At 62.9% G+C, this 17729-nt stretch carries 16 protein-coding genes and 1 tRNA gene; 12 read left to right on the top strand and 5 right to left on the bottom strand.

Annotated elements, in window-relative coordinates; translation table 11 throughout:
- Positions 1 to 1140: chromosome segregation SMC family protein (locus X756_RS139830; protein WP_023731368.1), on the top strand; the 1140-nt coding region annotated here is incomplete at its 5' end.
- A 1230-nt stretch (positions 1141 to 2370) separates the two neighbouring features.
- The gene (locus X756_RS139840; RefSeq protein ID WP_023670691.1) at positions 2371 to 2679 is read left to right on the top strand and encodes a hypothetical protein; all 309 of its coding nucleotides are present in this window, start codon (positions 2371 to 2373) and stop codon (positions 2677 to 2679) included.
- A 117-nt stretch (positions 2680 to 2796) separates the two neighbouring features.
- Here X756_RS139840 and X756_RS139845 read toward each other — a convergent pair.
- Together X756_RS139845 and X756_RS139850 are read right to left on the bottom strand one after the other, a co-directional pair.
- A tRNA-Gln gene (locus X756_RS139845) sits at positions 2797 to 2871 on the bottom strand.
- A 110-nt stretch (positions 2872 to 2981) separates the two neighbouring features.
- Positions 2982 to 3326, bottom strand: coding sequence for a VOC family protein (locus tag X756_RS139850; RefSeq protein ID WP_023731367.1), 345 nt, complete (start codon positions 3324 to 3326; stop codon positions 2982 to 2984).
- 217 nt (positions 3327 to 3543) lie between these two features.
- Between X756_RS139850 and ppdK the strand changes: the two genes are divergently transcribed.
- The 3 genes from ppdK (at position 3544) to X756_RS139865 (ending at position 8384) form a co-directional block, all read left to right on the top strand.
- Entirely contained in the window at positions 3544 to 6249 is a 2706-nt protein-coding gene (gene ppdK / locus X756_RS139855) for a pyruvate, phosphate dikinase (RefSeq protein WP_023731366.1), read from the top strand.
- A 174-nt stretch (positions 6250 to 6423) separates the two neighbouring features.
- Positions 6424 to 7524: a glycosyltransferase family 9 protein gene (locus tag X756_RS139860; RefSeq protein WP_023670694.1), complete on the top strand. Its 1101-nt coding sequence runs from the start codon at positions 6424 to 6426 to the stop codon at positions 7522 to 7524.
- An 89-nt stretch (positions 7525 to 7613) separates the two neighbouring features.
- Complete coding sequence (locus X756_RS139865; RefSeq protein ID WP_050485822.1) at positions 7614 to 8384, top strand: polysaccharide deacetylase family protein; 771 nt, start codon at positions 7614 to 7616, stop codon at positions 8382 to 8384.
- A gap of 165 nt (positions 8385 to 8549) precedes the next feature.
- Here the strand turns inward: X756_RS139865 and X756_RS139870 are convergent, their stop codons facing one another.
- Both X756_RS139870 and X756_RS139875 read right to left on the bottom strand, forming a co-directional pair.
- On the bottom strand, positions 8550 to 8939 hold the full coding sequence (locus X756_RS139870; protein ID WP_023731365.1) for a DUF427 domain-containing protein: 390 nt from the start codon (positions 8937 to 8939) through the stop codon (positions 8550 to 8552).
- A gap of 159 nt (positions 8940 to 9098) precedes the next feature.
- Positions 9099 to 9458, bottom strand: a complete 360-nt coding sequence (locus tag X756_RS139875; protein WP_023670697.1) for a hypothetical protein — start codon at positions 9456 to 9458, stop codon at positions 9099 to 9101.
- Between the two features lie 372 nt (positions 9459 to 9830).
- On the opposite strand from X756_RS139875, the gene X756_RS139880 reads away from it, so the two are divergent.
- Both X756_RS139880 and X756_RS139885 read left to right on the top strand, forming a co-directional pair.
- Positions 9831 to 11459, top strand: coding sequence for a fatty-acid--CoA ligase (locus tag X756_RS139880; protein ID WP_023731364.1), 1629 nt, complete (start codon positions 9831 to 9833; stop codon positions 11457 to 11459).
- A gap of 122 nt (positions 11460 to 11581) precedes the next feature.
- Entirely contained in the window at positions 11582 to 12364 is a 783-nt protein-coding gene (locus X756_RS139885; RefSeq protein ID WP_023731363.1) for a DUF1499 domain-containing protein, read from the top strand.
- Positions 12365 to 12366: 2 nt separating this feature from the next.
- On the opposite strand, the gene X756_RS139890 is transcribed toward X756_RS139885, so the two are convergent.
- The gene (locus tag X756_RS139890) at positions 12367 to 13275 is read right to left on the bottom strand and encodes an MBL fold metallo-hydrolase (RefSeq protein WP_023731362.1); all 909 of its coding nucleotides are present in this window, start codon (positions 13273 to 13275) and stop codon (positions 12367 to 12369) included.
- Between the two features lie 117 nt (positions 13276 to 13392).
- On the opposite strand from X756_RS139890, the gene X756_RS139895 reads away from it, so the two are divergent.
- From X756_RS139895 to rfbD, 5 genes are all read left to right on the top strand, one after another.
- Positions 13393 to 13986 (top strand): biotin transporter BioY, encoded by a 594-nt coding sequence (locus X756_RS139895; RefSeq protein WP_023705510.1) that lies wholly within the window; start codon positions 13393 to 13395, stop codon positions 13984 to 13986.
- A gap of 271 nt (positions 13987 to 14257) precedes the next feature.
- Entirely contained in the window at positions 14258 to 15139 is an 882-nt protein-coding gene (gene rfbA / locus X756_RS139900; protein WP_023731361.1) for a glucose-1-phosphate thymidylyltransferase RfbA, read from the top strand.
- 1 nt (position 15140) lies between these two features.
- Positions 15141 to 15695 (top strand): dTDP-4-dehydrorhamnose 3,5-epimerase, encoded by a 555-nt coding sequence (gene rfbC, locus X756_RS139905; RefSeq protein ID WP_023731360.1) that lies wholly within the window; start codon positions 15141 to 15143, stop codon positions 15693 to 15695.
- Positions 15696 to 15720: 25 nt separating this feature from the next.
- The gene (gene rfbB, locus X756_RS139910; protein ID WP_023670704.1) at positions 15721 to 16815 is read left to right on the top strand and encodes a dTDP-glucose 4,6-dehydratase; all 1095 of its coding nucleotides are present in this window, start codon (positions 15721 to 15723) and stop codon (positions 16813 to 16815) included.
- Positions 16812 to 17720 carry a dTDP-4-dehydrorhamnose reductase gene (gene rfbD, locus X756_RS139915; protein ID WP_023731359.1) on the top strand — a complete coding sequence of 303 codons (909 nt, stop codon included), beginning with the start codon at positions 16812 to 16814 and terminating at the stop codon, positions 17718 to 17720. The genes rfbB and rfbD overlap by 4 nt, the downstream gene beginning before the upstream one ends.
- The last annotated feature ends 9 nt before the right edge of the window (positions 17721 to 17729 follow it).

Raw genomic sequence — 17729 nt, 5'->3', positions numbered from 1 at the left:
CGCGAAGCCGAGGCGCGCACGCGCCGGCTCGATGCCATCGGCGCCGAGCGCAGCAACTGGCTGCAGCGGGCCGAAAACGCCTCGACGCAGATCGCCTCGCTCGGCGAGCGCAGGGCCGAGGCCGAGGCCGAGCGCGAAACGCTGGCCGACGCCCCCGACGAGATCGACGCCAGGCGCCGCGCGCTGCTGTCGCAGCTGACCGAGGCAGAGACCTTGCGCAAGGCGGCCGCCGACCGCTTGCAGGAGGCCGAGAACAAGCAGGCCGAGCTGGACAAGGCCGCCACCGCGGCGATCCAGTCGCTGGCCGATTCCCGCGAAACCCGCGTCCGCGCCGAAGAGCGTTTGACCGCCGCCGATGAGCGCCGGCTCGAGGTCGAGGCGCGCATCCAGGAAACGCTGAACACGCCGCCGCATCTGGTCATTCGCCATACTGGCCTGGAAGCCGACAGCCCGATGCCCGAAATGGGCGACATCGAGCGCCAGCTCGACCGGCTGAAGGTTGAGCGCGAGCGGCTCGGCGCCGTCAATTTGCGCGCCGAGGAAGAGCAGAAGGAATTGTCGGACCGGCTGGAGGCCATCGTTTCCGAGCGCGAGGACATCATCGAGGCGATCCGCAAGCTCAGGCAAGCGATCCAGAGCCTGAACCGCGAAGGCCGCGAACGGCTGCTTGCCGCTTTCGAGGTGGTCAACGGCCATTTCCAGCGGCTGTTCTCGCATCTGTTCGGTGGCGGCACGGCCGAACTGCAGCTGATCGAATCCGACGACCCGCTGGAAGCCGGTCTCGAAATCCTTGCCCGTCCGCCCGGCAAGAAGCCGCAGACCATGACGCTGCTGTCCGGCGGCGAGCAGGCACTGACGGCGATGTCGCTGATATTTGCCGTGTTCCTGACCAATCCGGCGCCGATCTGCGTGCTCGACGAAGTCGACGCGCCGCTCGACGATCACAATGTCGAGCGCTTCTGCAACCTTATGGACGAAATGGCCGCGACCACCGAGACGCGCTTCGTCATCATCACCCACAACCCGATCACGATGGCGCGCATGAACCGCCTGTTCGGCGTGACCATGGCCGAGCAGGGCGTCAGCCAACTGGTCTCGGTCGATCTGCAGGCCGCCGAGGCGATGCGCGAGGCGAGCTGACGCAGCATGCTTTGTTGATTTCGTCGGCGATGGCCTCGATCCGACTGTTGCAACAGGACCGTCGCCCTTGCGACCTGCTTGCGACGCGCATTCTGTAAGGTTCGAAGAGAAGGAATTTAAGCGCCACCTGAGAGCGAACGCCAAAGCCCACATGCAAAGCGCCGGCCAACGCGAAAGCGATGCCTACAAGGCGCAGATGGCAATAGGCTCCGACAGCAATTCAGCTGCCACGTTTATCGGAAGCCTAGGAAGCTCAGTATCGCAATCACGATAACGACTGCTCCGATGAGCCAGATTATGTTGTTCACCGTATCTCTCCCGAACTAGTTGCTGAGAGTGAACTCGTAAGAGCCTACTAATGTTCCCGCATTTTCTGCGTCGAAACAAAATGGCGGCCATCGCTTCGTCGATTGCCAGACCAAGGTCCGAACAGGGTATGACTGAAGTCCTGACGTCGGAGCCATAGGCCCGAAGGCGGGCAACCTATGCCCTCCCGATACATTGGAACCCGGCTGCCGAGCATGAGTCCCTTCATCGGTGGTCAATCGGGTGCCCGCCATTCCTGAGAGGTTAGCGGGCACCCGATCGTCGTGACACCGCCAAGCGGTGTTCGTTCAATAGAGAGGCTGACAGTGACCTTTGTCCAGAGATCAGTGCGTGACGGCGCAACCCGACCCGCAAACGACAACGACAGTCCTGCGGAAGTTTCTTCCGTTCTTGACCTCATACCATCGGCTGACGACGACAAGGTCGCTGAGCTTGTCAGGCGAACAGAGCGCCTGGCAATCGCAGTGGTTATCGGAATCGCGGTTCTGCTGATCTTGGCGCCGGTGGTTTACCTTGCACTTTCTTACGGGATCTGAGACGGCCCGACCTATGGGATCTGAAATGGCCTGATTGGTCTCGTAGATCTCACAAATTGTGCCGACGGTCTTCCTCGCAAGACGGGTGTTTCCCGTCACAGATCAGGAGATCGAACGCGACGACATAGAAGGGTCCTGTGCAGCGCTCCTTTGTCGAGTGGCGTAACCCTGGTGGTCGGCTTGAAAGAGCGCCTTTACCAGAAGTTGCCAACAGGAGCTGCTGTCGCAACTTCTTCTTTCGATACGCCGTGTTGCACGGGAGCAGCCGTCACTGATCGCGCCCGTGGACCGACGACGCTACTCGGAACCAAAGGGATGGGACGCGGTTATCCCCGCGAAGGGATAATTAGCGGGTGGAGATATTACAATGAAAACAATGATCGTGAGCGCCTTGGCGCTGTTCATTGCCATGCCGACGATAGCTCCGGCAGCCGAAGCTGACGTGGTCATCACGACCCACCATCGACATCATCACAGGAGCGTAAAGGTCATCAATGACCAGGGTCAACGCCTTCATCACCGCAGACACGGCACGGTTGCCTTCTACGACCACGGCCGCAGACATCATCGCCGGGATACGGTCATCGTGACCGGCTCGATCGAGCGCAGCCATCATCGCTATTATCGACATCATCGGCATCATCCCGTCGTCATCCAGGACGACAACGATTACTGATCCTCTCCGCACGGCCCCGGCTCTGTCAACGGAGTCGGGGTCGCGTGGGAGTCAGATAGCTCCTGACGGCAGCCATCGATGAGGTCGGTAAATCATTGATTCCAAAGGCATGTGATTTGGCTGGGGCGCCAGGATTCGAACCTGGGAATGTCGGTACCAAAAACCGATGCCTTACCACTTGGCGACGCCCCAGCAAGCGAGCTTTGCCCGTTGCGCGCGGCCTTATAGGACGAGCGGCACGAAAGCTCAATGCCGAGTTGGCCACTGTGCAAAACTGATCCACCGCTTCGCGCGGGGAAGCGCTATTCGCCCCAGACCGCCAACTCGTTGCCGGCGGGATCGGTGAAATGGAACCGCCTGCCGCCCGGGAAGGAGAATATCGGCTTGACGATCGTGCCGCCGGCGCTTTCGACAACGTCGAGCGTTGCTTCCAGATCCTGCGAATAGAGCACCGGCAATGGTTTCGCCGGAGCCTCGGCTGCATCGGCCTGGAAGCCGCCATCGAGCCCTTCGCCGAAGGCCGAATAGGTCGGCCCATAATCGGTGAACGACCACGAGAAGGCGGCGCTGTAGAAAGCCTTGACGCTGCCCAGCGTCGCGCCGGTCGCGGGCAGTTCGAGATAGTCGAGTTTTCCGTTGAGTTTCATCACGCTGCTCCCAACTTGTTCCCTATATGTTCTATATCTTGGGCAGCGATACGGCAAGTCTTTTCGACGCAGCTTTTGCTTAATCGATTGTAGTCGCCGGGCTTCGCTGCCACACCTTGCCTTTCGCACTGCAGCATAATAACGCTCGGGTCGGAGCGCGGGGGGAACCGGGTCTTGGCCCCGGGGTTCTAATCTTCCGAGAACTTGGAGGGCGAGCATGACCAAATGGGTCTACACCTTCGGCGATGGCGCCGCGGAAGGACGTGCGGGCGACCGCAACCTTCTCGGCGGCAAAGGCGCCAATCTGGCCGAGATGTGCAGTCTTGGCCTGCCCGTGCCGCCGGGCTTCACCCTCACCACCGAAGTCTGCAACGCCTATTACGCCAACGGCAACAGCTATCCGGCCGCGTTGCAGGCCGACGTCGTCAAGGCGCTGGACCATATCGGGCAACTGACCGGGCGCCGTTTCGGCGATCCGTCGAAGCTGCTTCTGGTCTCGGTCCGCTCCGGGGCCAGGGCCTCGATGCCGGGCATGATGGACACCGTGCTCAATCTCGGCCTCAATGACGAGACGGTCGAGGCGCTGGCAGCCGATTCCGGCGATGCCCGCTTTGCCTATGACAGCTACCGCCGCTTCATCCAGATGTATTCCGATGTCGTCATGGGTCTCGACCACGAAGTGTTCGAGGAAATCCTCGAGGACCAGAAGGCGAGCCTCGGCCACGAGCTCGACACCGAACTGACAGCGCAGGAATGGCAGAGCGTCATTGCCCTCTACAAGGCCAAGGTCGAGGAGGAGCTCGACAGGCCGTTTCCGCAGGACCCGCACGAGCAGCTGTGGGGGGCGATCGGCGCGGTGTTTTCCAGCTGGATGAACAACCGCGCCATCACCTACCGGCGCCTACACGACATCCCGGAAAGCTGGGGCACGGCGGTCAATGTCCAGGCCATGGTATTCGGCAACATGGGCGAGACGTCGGCCACCGGCGTCGCCTTCACGCGCAACCCCTCGACCGGCGAAAAGATGCTCTATGGCGAATTCCTGGTGAACGCGCAGGGCGAGGATGTCGTAGCCGGCATCCGCACGCCGCAAAACATCACCGAGGCGGCGCGCATCGCCGCCGGCTCCGACAAGCCGTCGCTGCAGAAACTGATGCCGGACGCGTTCCGGTCCTTCGTCGACATCTCCGACCGCCTGGAACAGCACTACCGCGACATGCAGGATCTCGAATTCACCATCGAGCGCGGCAAATTGTGGATGCTGCAGACGCGTTCCGGCAAGCGCACCGCCAAGGCGGCGCTGAAGATTGCCGTCGAAATGGCGCGCGACAAGCTGATCACGACGGAGGAGGCGGTCGCCCGCATCGATCCCGCCTCGCTCGATCAGCTGTTGCATCCTACCATCGACCCCAAGGCCGCGCGCGATGTCATCGGCGTCGGCCTGCCGGCTTCTCCGGGCGCCGCGACCGGCGAGATCGTCTTCTCGTCCGCCGATGCCGAGGATCTGAAGACGCAAGGTCGCAAGGCAATCCTGGTGCGCATCGAAACCAGCCCCGAAGACATTCACGGCATGCATGCTTCAGAAGGCATCCTGACCACGCGCGGCGGCATGACCAGCCACGCCGCCGTGGTCGCGCGCGGCATGGGCAAGCCTTGCGTTTCGGGCGCCGGCTCGCTGCGTGTCGACTACAAGGCCGGCACGCTGATGTCGATGGGCCAGACCTTCCGCAAGGGCGACATCATCACCATCGATGGTAGCAACGGCCAGGTGCTGAAGGGCGCCGTGTCGATGCTGCAGCCGGAACTGTCGGGCGATTTCGCCGCCATCATGGAATGGGCCGATGCGGTGCGCCGCATGAAGGTGCGCACCAATGCCGAGACGCCGCTCGATGCGCGCATGGCGCGCTCCTTCGGCGCCGAAGGCATCGGCCTCTGCCGCACCGAGCACATGTTCTTCGACGGCGAGCGTATCGTCGCCATGCGCGAGATGATCCTGGCCGATACCGAGAAGGACCGCCGCACCGCGCTTGCCAAGCTGTTGCCGATGCAGCGCTCGGATTTCCTCGAACTGTTCGAGATCATGGCAGGCCTGCCGGTGACGATCCGGCTGCTCGATCCGCCGCTGCACGAATTCCTGCCCAAGACGGAAGCGGAGGTGGCGGAGGTCGCCGCCGCCATGAACGTCTCGCTCGACAAGCTCAGGCAGCGCACCGAAGCCCTGCACGAGTTCAACCCGATGCTCGGCCATCGCGGCTGCCGCCTCGCCGTCTCCTATCCCGAGATTGCCGAGATGCAGGCGCGCGCCATTTTCGAGGCAGCCGTCGAGGCCGGCAAGAAAGCCGGCGCGCTGGTCGTTCCCGAGATCATGGTGCCGCTGGTCGGCCTGGTGAAGGAGCTCGACTACGTCAAGGCGCGCATCGATGCGGTCGCCAAGGCTGTCATGGACGAGACCGGCGTCAAGATCGACTATCTCACCGGCACGATGATCGAGCTTCCGCGCGCGGCGATCCGCGCCCACGTCATCGCTGCTACGGCCGAGTTCTTCTCCTTCGGCACCAACGACCTCACCCAGACCACTTTCGGCATCTCGCGCGACGATGCCGCGTCCTTCCTCGAGACCTATCGGCAGAAAGGCATCATCGAGCAGGACCCGTTCGTCTCGCTCGACATCGAGGGCGTCGGCGAACTGGTGCGCATGGCTGCGCAAAAGGGCAGGGCGACACGGCCCGACATCAAGCTCGGCATATGCGGTGAACATGGCGGCGATCCGGCCTCGATCCGCTTCTGCGAAGAGGTCGGCCTCGACTATGTCTCGTGCTCTCCCTACCGCGTGCCGATCGCAAGATTGGCCGCAGCCCAAGCCGCGGTGCAGATTGCCAAAACAGCAGTGCCGCGCCCCAAAAAGAGCGCCGCGGCATCCTGATTTCGACACAGTCCTTTCGGTATCGATGAAACGGCCACCCGTGGGTGGCCGTTTGGCGCTAAGCTTACGATTTTGTAAGCAAATTCACGCTGATGTGCGTGCCCCAACACGCAATCCCGACATCGTTTCTTCCCAATTTCACGGCCCCCCAACCCGCCCGGTGCCGAGAAAAAGATGTTACAGATTTCGCCCAGACCCTTCCGCTCGATCCTGATTATCCAGACCAAGTTCATCGGCGATATTGTTCTGTCCTCCACGCTCGCCAAGAACCTGCAGCTCGAATATCCCGGTGTCAGGATCGTCTTTCTCTGCGAGGCGCGCCTCGCCAGTTTCGTCACCGCGCACGGCATCGCCGCCGAGGTCGTCAGCTTCCGCCGCGCCGCCATGCGCGGCACCCCGCTGGAGCGTGGGCGCGAGCTCTATTCTATGATCAGCAAGCTGCGCCAATTCCGTTTCGACCTGACCATCGACCTCACCGATTCAAAGACATCGCGGCTCATCGTCAGGTTCCTCAACGCCAGCACCCGCATCGGCTACAATCCTCCGGAAAGGCCGCTGCGCTGGCATGAGCGCCAGCCCGCCAATGTCTTTGCCGAGCCGTTCGGTTTTGGCGAACGTCACTATCTCTACCGCTACCTTTCGCCGCTCGAGCCGCTCGGCGTCGGCCTGCGCGTGCGGGTGCCGTCGATTCGGCCATTGCCGATGGAGACGGCGAGGGCCCAGGCATTGCTGGACAAACACCATTTGCGGCCAAACGGCTTTATCGCGGTGCATGCCGGCGCAAGTTTTCACGGCCGGCGCTGGCAGCATGAACGCTTTGCCGCCGTGATCGACACGATTTCGCGCGAAACCGGACTGGATTTCGTACTCGTCGGCGGCCCTGACGAGCGCAAGCCGGCCGAGCAGATCCTCGCCAGTGCCGCGTCGATCGTCAACCTCGTCGGCGCGCTGTCACTGGAAACGCTGCTGGCGGTGTTGCAGCAGGCGCGGCTGTTTGTCGGCAATGAGAGCGGCCCCATGCACATGGCAGCAGCGGCCGGAACGCCGGTTGTCGGCCTTTTCGGCCTGACCAGCCCGGCCGTCTGGGGACCGGTCGGCGTGCCCAGCCTCGCCTTGCAGCCATCCATGCCGTGCAATTGCGTGGCGGGCAGCCTGTGCAATCCGCTCGATCCCAGCAAGGCCTGCTGCGTCTGGCGCCTCGAGGTCGAACCGGTCGTCGCGGCCGTGCGCGAAGTCCTGTCACGCACGCATGTGGAACTGGAACACGCCGTCTGACGGTGCGCGGCGGTCACATTGTCGGGATATCAGCTTTCTCACGGCCACTATCCCGATTTCCGCCTTGTTGCGGGTCCTGGGATGCGGCTATGACAGCGCCGATTCTCAGACAAGACAGGCATCCCTTGCAAAAGCTGTTTTGCGCCTTGGCGCTATCTATCGTGGCCGTGTCCTCGGCCCAGGCCGCGCCGCTTGTCGAGCCGGCGCTGCATCTGAAGGCTGAGGACGGTAGCAGTGTCGGCCGCGTCGCGCTTACGCTCGACGCCTGCGGCGGCCAGACCGATACGAGGATCCTGTCGGCGCTGGTGGAGAACCGGATTCCGGCGACGATCTTCGTCACCGGTATCTGGCTGAAGCGCAACGCCGCCGCCGTCGAGATCATGCGCGCGCATCCGGACCTGTTCGAACTGGAAAACCATGGCGGCCATCACATCCCGGCCGTCGACACGCCGCGCAAGATCTATGGCATCCGCAGCGCCGGCAGCCCGGAAGCGGTGCAGGCCGAAGTCGAATCGGGCGCTGCCGCTCTCGCTGGCACCGGCGAGCCGGCGCCGAAATGGTTTCGCGGCGCGACCGCCGAATACAGCCCGTCGGCTATCGCCATGATCCGCAAGCTTGGCTTCAAGGTCGCCGGCTTTTCGATCAACGGCGATGGCGGCTCGTTGCTCGGCGCAAAAGAAACCGCCCGGCGCATCGCCGCCGCCAAGGATGGCGATGTCATCATCGCCCACATCAACCAGCCGACCCACGCCGCCGGCGAGGGCGTCGTGCAAGGTCTGCTCGCGCTGAAGGCCAAGGGGCTGATGTTCGTGCGGCTGGATGACGCCGACGGTGTCGGCAACGACGGGACGACTGATTAGGATCAGGCGGCGGCAGGCAGTTTCACCGCCTTTGGACTGACGTCGCCGACGTTTGAGATTAGCCGAGGCCTCTGAGCTTCGTCATCCCAGGATGAAACAGGAGCGAAGCTCCGTCGCGAAGACCCTGGGATGACGAAGCGAGCAACGGCGGCTTGAGTCGCTTGCTCAGGCCGGTGCTGCTTCGATCGTCACCCTGTCGGGATAGAAGGCGCCGTGGTCGCGAATCTCAGCCATTTCGTCGAACGGCTGCTCATAGCCCCACATTGCGTCCTTGCCGGTCTCGCCGGCCGGCAGCACGCTCCAGTAGCTGGCGTCGCCCTTGTAGGGGCAGTGGGTCGACAGGGTGGTTTTGCCGAGCTGGGTGAAGTCGATGTCTTCGAAGGGGATGTAGAATGCCTGGCGGTAGGGCGGTTCGGACAGAAGCTTCGCCCGCGTCGATGAGGCGATCACCGTATCGCCGGCACGCACGACCACGGTACCGCGATAGGGTTCGACGGTGATGACCTTGCCGGGATTGCTCTGAAAGCCGGGGGCGGGGTTGGCGATCTGGTCCATGCGGGGTTCTCCTTGTTCGATTGGGAGCACAGTCCGATTGAGAGCGTGCGGGATGCTTCCCATGTCTCTAAAATGTGTCTGGAGAACCCGTTGCGCAAGCCTTCGCCAGTAGCCCAGAGCTGGCCTTCCGATCACTAAAAACGATCCCGCGTGGAATGCTCAGGCTGCGGTCTTGAACACGTCCATGAGGCCGGCATAGGCCGCGGCAATACCGGCTACCGGGTTGGTGCTTCTTGACGTCGTCTCGACCTTCAGTGGGCCGCCGCCTGTCGGCAAGGTGAGCAGCAGGAACTGGCGATTGCCGCCATCGCCGATCGATGCGGCGGCGACATGCTGGCCTTCGCCTTCGTTCTGGACGCACATTTTGAACAGCAGCGTGCCGCCGACCGCTTCAAGGGCGCCGCCGACCACCTCGACAAATTCGTCTTCGGAGACCTTTTTGGCCTCCGGCACGAGATCGGCCAGACTTGCGGCAAGCGTGTCTTCAAGCTCTTTGTCGTCGAGTTGAATATCGTCCAACTGCACGTCTTGGGCCCCGCTGTCATCCAGCTGCCTGTCGTCGATCTGCCTGTCGTCGATCTGCCTGTCGTCGATCTGCCTGTCGTCGATCTGCCTGCCGTCGATCTGCCTGCCGTCGATCTGCTTGTCGTCGATCTGCTTGTCGTCGAGCTGCGTGTCCATGCGAACCTCTTTCAGTCGCCAATCCGCACCCCTACCCCGTTAACGAACCTTAACGTCGACGATGGCCGGATTGTGGCGGTTTTCCCCGCCTTTCGATCACTGCTTGCTTCAGCCGTTAACGGTTGGAGACGTCATGGCTGGACAATCCGTCCGTTCGTCCCACAATGGGACAAAAGACGGGAAAAACGAGGAAGCAATGGGAGGAACCAGATGCTCGGACTGATGCAGGAATGGCCGCTGCTCTGCCACAAGCTGATCGACAATGCCGAGCGGCAGCACGGGACGCGCGAGATCGTCTCGCGCTCGATCGAAGGTCCTGTCGTTCGCACCACCTATGCTGAAGTTCATCGCCGCGCGCTCAAGGTCGCTCAACGGTTGGAGCGCGATGGCTTTGTGCTCGGCGACCGCATCGCGACCCTGGCCTGGAACACGGCGCGCCACATAGAGGCCTGGTACGGCATCATGGGCATCGGCGCCATCTACCATACGCTTAACCCGCGTTTGTTCCCCGAGCAGATCGTCTGGATCATGAACAATGCGCAGGATAGAGGGATCTTCGTCGACCTGACCTTCATGCCGCTGCTGGAAAAGATCGCCGGCGCGGTCAAATCGCTGAAAAAGGTGATCGTCCTGACCGACAAGGCGCATCTGCCTGAAACGACGCTGCCGAATGTGGTTGCCTATGAGGACTGGCTGAACGAGGCCGATGGCGACTTCGCCTGGAAGGTTTTCGGCGAAAACACCGCAGCCGGCATGTGCTACACCTCCGGCACGACGGGCGATCCCAAAGGCGTGCTCTACAGCCACCGCTCGAATGTGCTGCATGCCATGATCGCCGCCATGCCCGACGCCATGGGCCTATCGGCGCGGGACACGATCCTCCCCGTCGTGCCAATGTTTCATGCCAATGCCTGGGGCCTTGGCCAGAGCGCGCCGATGATCGGCGCCAAGCTGGTCATGCCCGGTTGCAAGATGGACGGCGCCTCGATCTACGAGCTGCTCGACACCGAGAAAGTGACCTTCAGCGCCGCCGTGCCGACCGTCTGGATGATGCTGCTGCAGCATCTCGAAGAGACCGGCAAGAAGCTTCCCCATCTCAGCAAAGTCGTCATCGGCGGCTCGTCCTGTCCGCGCGCCATCACCAGGAAATTCCAGGACAATTACGGCGTCGAAGTCATCCATGCCTGGGGCATGACCGAAATGTCGCCGCTCGGCACGCTGTGCACCATGAAGCCGCAATATCAAGCGCTCGAGGGCGAGGCCCGGCTCGATATCCAGGGCAAGCAGGGCTACCCGCCCTTCGGCGTCGAGATGAAGGTGACGGACGATGACGACAAGGAACTGCCCTGGGACGGCAAGACCTTCGGCCGGCTGAAGGTGCGCGGTCCGGCTATCGCCAGCGCCTATTATGGCGGCGTCGGCGCCGAGCAGTTCGACAAGGACGGCTGGTTCGACACCGGCGATGTCGCCCATATCGACGCGAGCGGCTACATGCAGATCACCGATCGCGCCAAGGACGTGATCAAGTCGGGCGGCGAGTGGATATCGACCATCGACCTGGAGAACCTCGCCGTCGGCCATCCCGATGTCGCCGAGGCCGCGGCGATTGGCGTCCATCATTCGAAATGGGGCGAGCGGCCGTTGCTGGTCGTGGTCGCCAAACCCGGCAAGGAGCCGAGCAAGGCCGATATACTGGCGTTCATGGACGGCAAGGTGGCGAAATGGTGGATGCCCGACGACGTCGCTTTCATTAGTGAAATCCCGCACACCGCCACCGGCAAGATCCAGAAGATCACCTTGCGCAAGCAGTTCAGCGACTACCGCCTGCCGACGGATTGACCGGGACCGTGCGTTTCCTTGACCTTCAAGCTACCGGCGGCAAAAACGTTAGGGCAGGGGATGTTCAATTTGAGCATCCTTTGCTCTAAGCGTCTGTGCGGGTTGGGGCGGTGCTGAAGACAATGGAAATTGACGAGCGGCAGACATCGAAGGCGGCCGGCTGGTCGCGGCGCACGGGCGCTTTTGCCCTGGTCCTGCTGCTCACCGTGCTGGCCGGCCATCATTTCGAACTAGTCGAAACGCCGGCCTTCCTGTGGGTGCTGGCGATCGTCGCCTTGCTTGCCGCGTTCGCTTTGCTGTTTGCCGGCCTCGCTTTGTCCCGGCTGTGGCATTTCGGTGACCGTGGCGGCCGCGACCTCTCGGTCGGCGCCCTGCTGGCGCTGCTGGTGCTGACGCCCTACGGCTTTGCCACCTATCTGGCGGCGACCACGCCGCCCCTGAGGGACATTTCGACGGACCTCGACAATCCGCCGGTGCTCGACACCAGCGACCGCACCAAGGACATGAACGTGCTCGCGCCGCCAACGGCTGGCGAAGCGCGCCTGCAGGCCGACGCCTATCCGCTGGTCACCGGGCACAGCTACAATCTGCCGTTCGAAACCGTCGTCGACGCCGTTGAAACCGTGCTCGACCGCCGCGATTGGCAACTTACCGCGCCATATCCGGTGACGGACGGTCAAGACGAGGTGACGATATCGGCCGTTGCCCGGAGCTTCGTCGTGGGCCTGCCCGCCGACGTCGCCATCCGGGTCAGCAATGATGGCGACACCATCGTCGTCGACATGCGCTCGGCCTCCCGCTACGGCCGCTACGACCTCGGCGACAATGCGGCGCGCATCGTCGGGTTCCTCGCCGAACTTGATCAGGAAGTTGCGGGCCAGGTGGGTGCGGCGCCGGCTGAGTAGTTCTACCCCAGCGGCACAAAAACGCCGTCGATGGCCGGGTCACCCTGGGTAGCAACCAGGCCGCGCGCCACCAGGTCCTCGAGATGGGCAAGCACCGACAGGCCGGCGGCGCCATGCAGGCGCGGGTCGGTGTCCCTGTAGATCGCCTTGACCATGTCCGGGATTGTCCGGTCGCCGCCCCGGATCCGTTCGAGGATCGCCCGTTCGCGCATCTTGCGATGGGTCTTCAGCCCGCGCATGAAGCTGCGCGGCGCATTCACCGGGCCGCCATGGCCGGGCAGCAGCAGGCGGTCGCCGCGCGCGATCAATTTATCCAGCGAGGCCATGTAGTCGGCCATCGCGCCGTCCGGCGGCGCCACGATCGACGTCGCCCACGCCATCACATGGTCGGCCGAAAACAGGATGCCGGTGCCTTCGAGCGCAAATGCCGCGTGATTGGCGGTGTGGCCCGGCGTCAGCACCGTCCGGATCGTCCAGTCATCGCCCTCGACCAGCGCATTGTCGGGCAACGCGATCTCCGGGACGAAAACCGTGTCGGCGCTGGCGTCGAGCGGGTTGATCTCGCCGATCCGCAGCGGCCTTGCCGGGCGGTGCGGGCCTTCGGCCAGTACAATAGCGCCGGTGTGCGCTTTCAGCCGGGCGGCCAGCGGAGAATGGTCGCGATGCGTGTGGCTGACGAAGATATGGCTGACCGGCCGGTTTGCGATCACCTTGAGCAGCGTCTGGAAATGCACCTCGTCATCGGGGCCGGGATCGATCACCGCCAGCGTGTCGCGCCCGACGATGTAGCTGTTGGTGCCGTGAAAGGTGAACGGGCTGGGGTTTTTGGCGGTGACGCGCAAGACGTCCGGCGCAACGGTGACGCCCTCGCCATAGGCCGGATCGAAGCTGGTGTCGAATTTGAGCGCCATGGCGGTGTCGTTGAATCTCTGTTCAGGAAGACGGCAAAACTGATTGCCGCATAACACGGAAGCCAATATAGAAAAACGCAAGGCCGCGATCTGCGGCAATCCGGATTGGGGAAGACCATGGCACTTGCGACGACGATGCGCCCGCTTGTTTCTCTCGCTTTGCCCCAGGAGGGCGCGCAGCGCCTGGCAACCCAGCTTTTGCTGGCGATCGCCGGAACGCTGCTTTTGACCCTGTCGGCCAAGACGAAAGTCGTGCTCGGGCCGGTCGACATCTCGATGCAGACGCTGGCCGTCCTGCTGATCGCCACCGCATTTGGCCTGCGGCTTGGCGTCGCTACCCTGCTTCTCTACATGGCCGAAGGCGCCATGGGCTTCCCGGTCTTCCAGAGCACGCCTGAAAAGGGCATCGGCATCGCCTACATGATCGGCGGCACCGGCGGTTATCTCGCCGGCTTCGTCGTCATGGCAGCCATTGTCGGCTGGGCCGCCGACCGCGGCTGGGACCGCCACCCGATCAAGCTGTTCAACGCCATGCTGGTCGCCGAAATCGTCATGATGGCCATGGGCTTTGCCTGGCTGGCCACCCTCATCGGCGTGGAAAAGGCGTGGCAGTTCGGCGTTTTGCCGTTCGTCCTCGGGGATTTGATCAAGGTTGCGCTCGCCGCCAGCCTGGTGCCGGCGGTATGGTCGCTGCTGCCCAAGCAGCCCTGAAACCGGACAAATGAATGAGCCGGCGGGTCCAAGGCCCGCCGGCTTTTTGTTGTCGCGCGTCCGCCAGCCGATGGCGCAAGCCGGTTGCCAAATCGCCACGCCCATTTGCATCGTCAGCTTGTGGCTGGTAGATCAAATTGCCGCGAGACGGCAGATGCAGAGCAATTCTGGCGCCGATCCACGGCCGAGATTGAATTGACAAGCCATTGCGCGAAACCTAAGCACGAGCAACTTGATTTCAGGGCGGGGGCCGGCAATTCAAGGAGAGCTTGTGAAAGGAATAATCCTTGCGGGAGGCAGCGGGACGCGTCTTTATCCCCTAACATTAGCGATCTCTAAGCAAGTCCTGCCGATATACGACAAGCCGATGATTTTTTATCCGCTGAGCGTCTTGATGCTCGCCGGTATCCGCCAGATTTTGATCATTTCGACACCTCGCGACTTGCCGGTGTTTCGGGAGTTGCTGGGCGACGGTTCGGAATTCGGGGTCGAATTCTCCTATGCCGAGCAGGCGCAGCCCAACGGGCTTGCCGAGGCCTTCATCATCGGCCGCGACTTCATCGGCAAGGATAATGTGTCGATGATTCTCGGCGACAACATCTATTTCGGCGAGGGCCTGTCGCAGCTCTGCCGCACTGCTGCGCAGCGCCAAAGCGGCGCGTCGGTGTTCGCCTACCATGTCGAGGACCCGCAGCGCTACGGCGTGGTGTCGTTCGACAAGCTCAGCGGCACGGCTTTGACGATCGAGGAGAAGCCGCCGGAGCCGAAGTCCAACTGGGCGGTCACCGGCCTCTATTTCTACGACAATGAGGTCGTCGACATCGCGTCGACGATCAAGCCCTCGGCGCGTGGCGAACTCGAGATCACGGCGGTCAACAACGTCTATCTCGAGCGCGGGAAATTGCACGTGCATCAGCTCGGCCGCGGCTATGCCTGGCTCGACACCGGCACGCATGACAGCCTGCATGAAGCCTCTTCCTTCGTGCGCACGATCGAGCACCGCCAGGGGATCAAGGTCGCCTGTCCTGAAGAAATCGCTTTCGAGCAGGGCTGGCTGACCGCCGACAAGGTGCTTGAGCGCGCCACGCGACTGGGCAAGAACGAATACGCCGCCTATCTGCGCCGGCGTGTCACCGAGCTGACGGAGACATAGGGTGCTGGAAGTCAGGCAGCTCGGTTTGGACGGCGTGCTGGAAATCGTGCCGAAGCGGCACGGCGATGCGCGCGGTTATTTCATCGAAACCTGGAATGCCGAGGCCTTTGCCGAGGCCGGCATCGATCTGCGTTTCGTCCAGGACAATCATTCCTATTCGGCTGCCGCAGGTGTCGTGCGGGGGCTTCACTATCAACTGCCTCCACGCGCGCAGGACAAGCTGCTGCGTGTAATCAGAGGCCGCATTCTCGACGTGGCGGTCGACATCCGCCGCAGCTCGAAAACCTTCGGAAAATGGGTCGCGCTCGAAATATCGGCCGAGAGAGGCAACCAGATCCTCGTGCCGAAGGGTTTCGCGCACGGTTTCGTCACGCTCGTGCCGGACACCGAGGTTCTGTATAAGGTCACCGACACCTATTCGCCGGCGCATGATCGATCGATCCGTTTCGACGATCCTGATATCGGCATCGATTGGCCGTCGCCGGCCGGCGCCTTCGAGCTCTCGGCCAAGGACCTCAAGGCGTCGGCGCTTGCTGAGGCCGAGGTGTTCGCATGACGCGCGACGATGTGAGGAGAGCGCCATGAATTTTCTGGTGACAGGCGGTGCCGGCTTCATCGGCTCGGCCGTGTGCCGGCATTTGTGCGCCAATCCGGCCTACCATGTGACCAATCTCGACAAGCTCACCTATGCCGGCAATCTGGCCTCGCTGCGCACCATCGAGAATGCACACAACTACAAATTTGCGCAGGCCGACATCTGTGACGAGCGGGCGGTTCTCGACATCCTCCACCGCGACGAGATCGACGTCGTCATGAACCTCGCCGCCGAAAGCCATGTCGACCGCTCGATCGACGGACCCGGCGCCTTCATCGAGACCAACATCGTCGGTACCTACCGGGTGCTGAATTCGGCGCTCGAATATTGGCGCGGCCTTGACGAGGACAGGAAGGCGCGCTTCCGCTTCCACCATGTCTCGACCGACGAGGTGTTCGGCGATCTGCCCTTCGATGGCGGCATGTTCGTGGAGGAGACGCCTTACGCGCCATCCTCGCCCTATTCCGCCTCCAAGGCCGCATCCGACCATCTGGTGCGGGCCTGGCACGAGACGTACGGCCTGCCGGTCGTGCTCTCCAACTGTTCGAACAATTACGGGCCTTATCACTTCCCCGAAAAGCTGATCCCGCTGGTCATCCTCAACGCGCTCGACGAAAAGCCGCTGCCGGTCTACGGCGCTGGCGCCAATGTGCGCGACTGGCTGTTCGTCGAGGATCACGCCCGCGCTCTGGAACTGGTCGCCACAAAGGGCCAGCCCGGCGAAAGTTACAATGTCGGCGGCAATTCCGAGCGTACCAACCTTGGCGTCGTCGAGACGATCTGCGGCCTGCTCGACATCAGGCGTCCGCGCAGCGGCGGCAGGAGCTACCGCGATTTGATCAGCTTCGTCACCGATCGGCCCGGCCACGACCGCCGCTATGCAATCGATGCCTCCAAGATCGGCCGGGATCTCGGTTGGGCGCCGGCGGAGAGTTTCGACAGCGGCCTTGCAAGGACCGTCGACTGGTTCCTCGACAACAAATGGTGGTGGGGACCGATCCGCGAGCAGCGCTACGCCGGCGAGCGGCTGGGGCAAGTCCGGTCGCGCGGCCAGGTTGAAGGCAGGAAGGGCGCGGCGTGAGGCTGGTTGTCACCGGACGCGAGGGTCAGGTCGCTGCCAGCCTGCTGGAGGCCGGGCAGAGGCGCGATGGCATCGAGGTCGTCACCCTCGGCCGCCCAGTGCTCGATCTGGCGCGGCCCGATACGGTGTTCGACGCACTCGCGGCAGCGCGGCCGGATATCGTGGTGTCGGCTGCCGCCTACACCGCGGTCGACCAGGCCGAGGACGAGCCCGATCTTGCCTTCGCTGTGAACGCCGTCGGCGCCGGCAAGGTCGCCGAGGCGGCCGCGAAGCTCGGCGTGCCCGTAATCCATCTGTCGACCGACTACGTCTTCGATGGCACCAAGGACGGCGCCTATGTCGAGACCGACGCCACCGCACCGCTCGGCGTCTACGGCGCCTCCAAGCTTGCCGGCGAGCTGGCCGTGGCCGCCGTCAATCCGCGCCATCTGATCCTGCGCACGGCCTGGGCTTATAGCCCGTTCGGCAAGAATTTCGTCAGGATCATCCTTGGGCTCGCCGCCAACCGCGACGAGATCGCGGTGGTTGCCGACCAATGGGGAAATCCGACCTCCGCTTTTGATTTAGCTGACGCGATCCTGGTTTCGTCGGCGGTCCTGCATGGCGACAGAAGTTTTGCTCGCTTTGGCGTGTATCATCTCGTGGGAACCGGTGACACTAACCGGAGTGGCTTCGCGCATCATATCCTGGCTACGAGTCGAGCGCTTGACGGGCCCTACGCTGCGGTGAAGGAGATATCCACGCGTGACTACCCGACCAAGGCGCTGCGCCCGCGAAATTCTCGGTTATCGACGGCGGAGTTCGAAGGCACATTCAACTGGACGGCACCGGATTGGCACGGTTCCACCGTAGACGTCGTATCCCGTCTTTTGATCGCGGAGACGAAATGCACGCCAACCCTATGAACCAGCAGG

The organism is Mesorhizobium sp. LNJC405B00, assembly GCF_000502615.1.
In the GTDB taxonomy this organism is placed as follows: domain Bacteria; phylum Pseudomonadota; class Alphaproteobacteria; order Rhizobiales; family Rhizobiaceae; genus Mesorhizobium.
The sequence above is the reverse complement of the archived record's forward strand: the minus strand, read 5'-3'. Positions and strand labels throughout refer to the sequence as shown.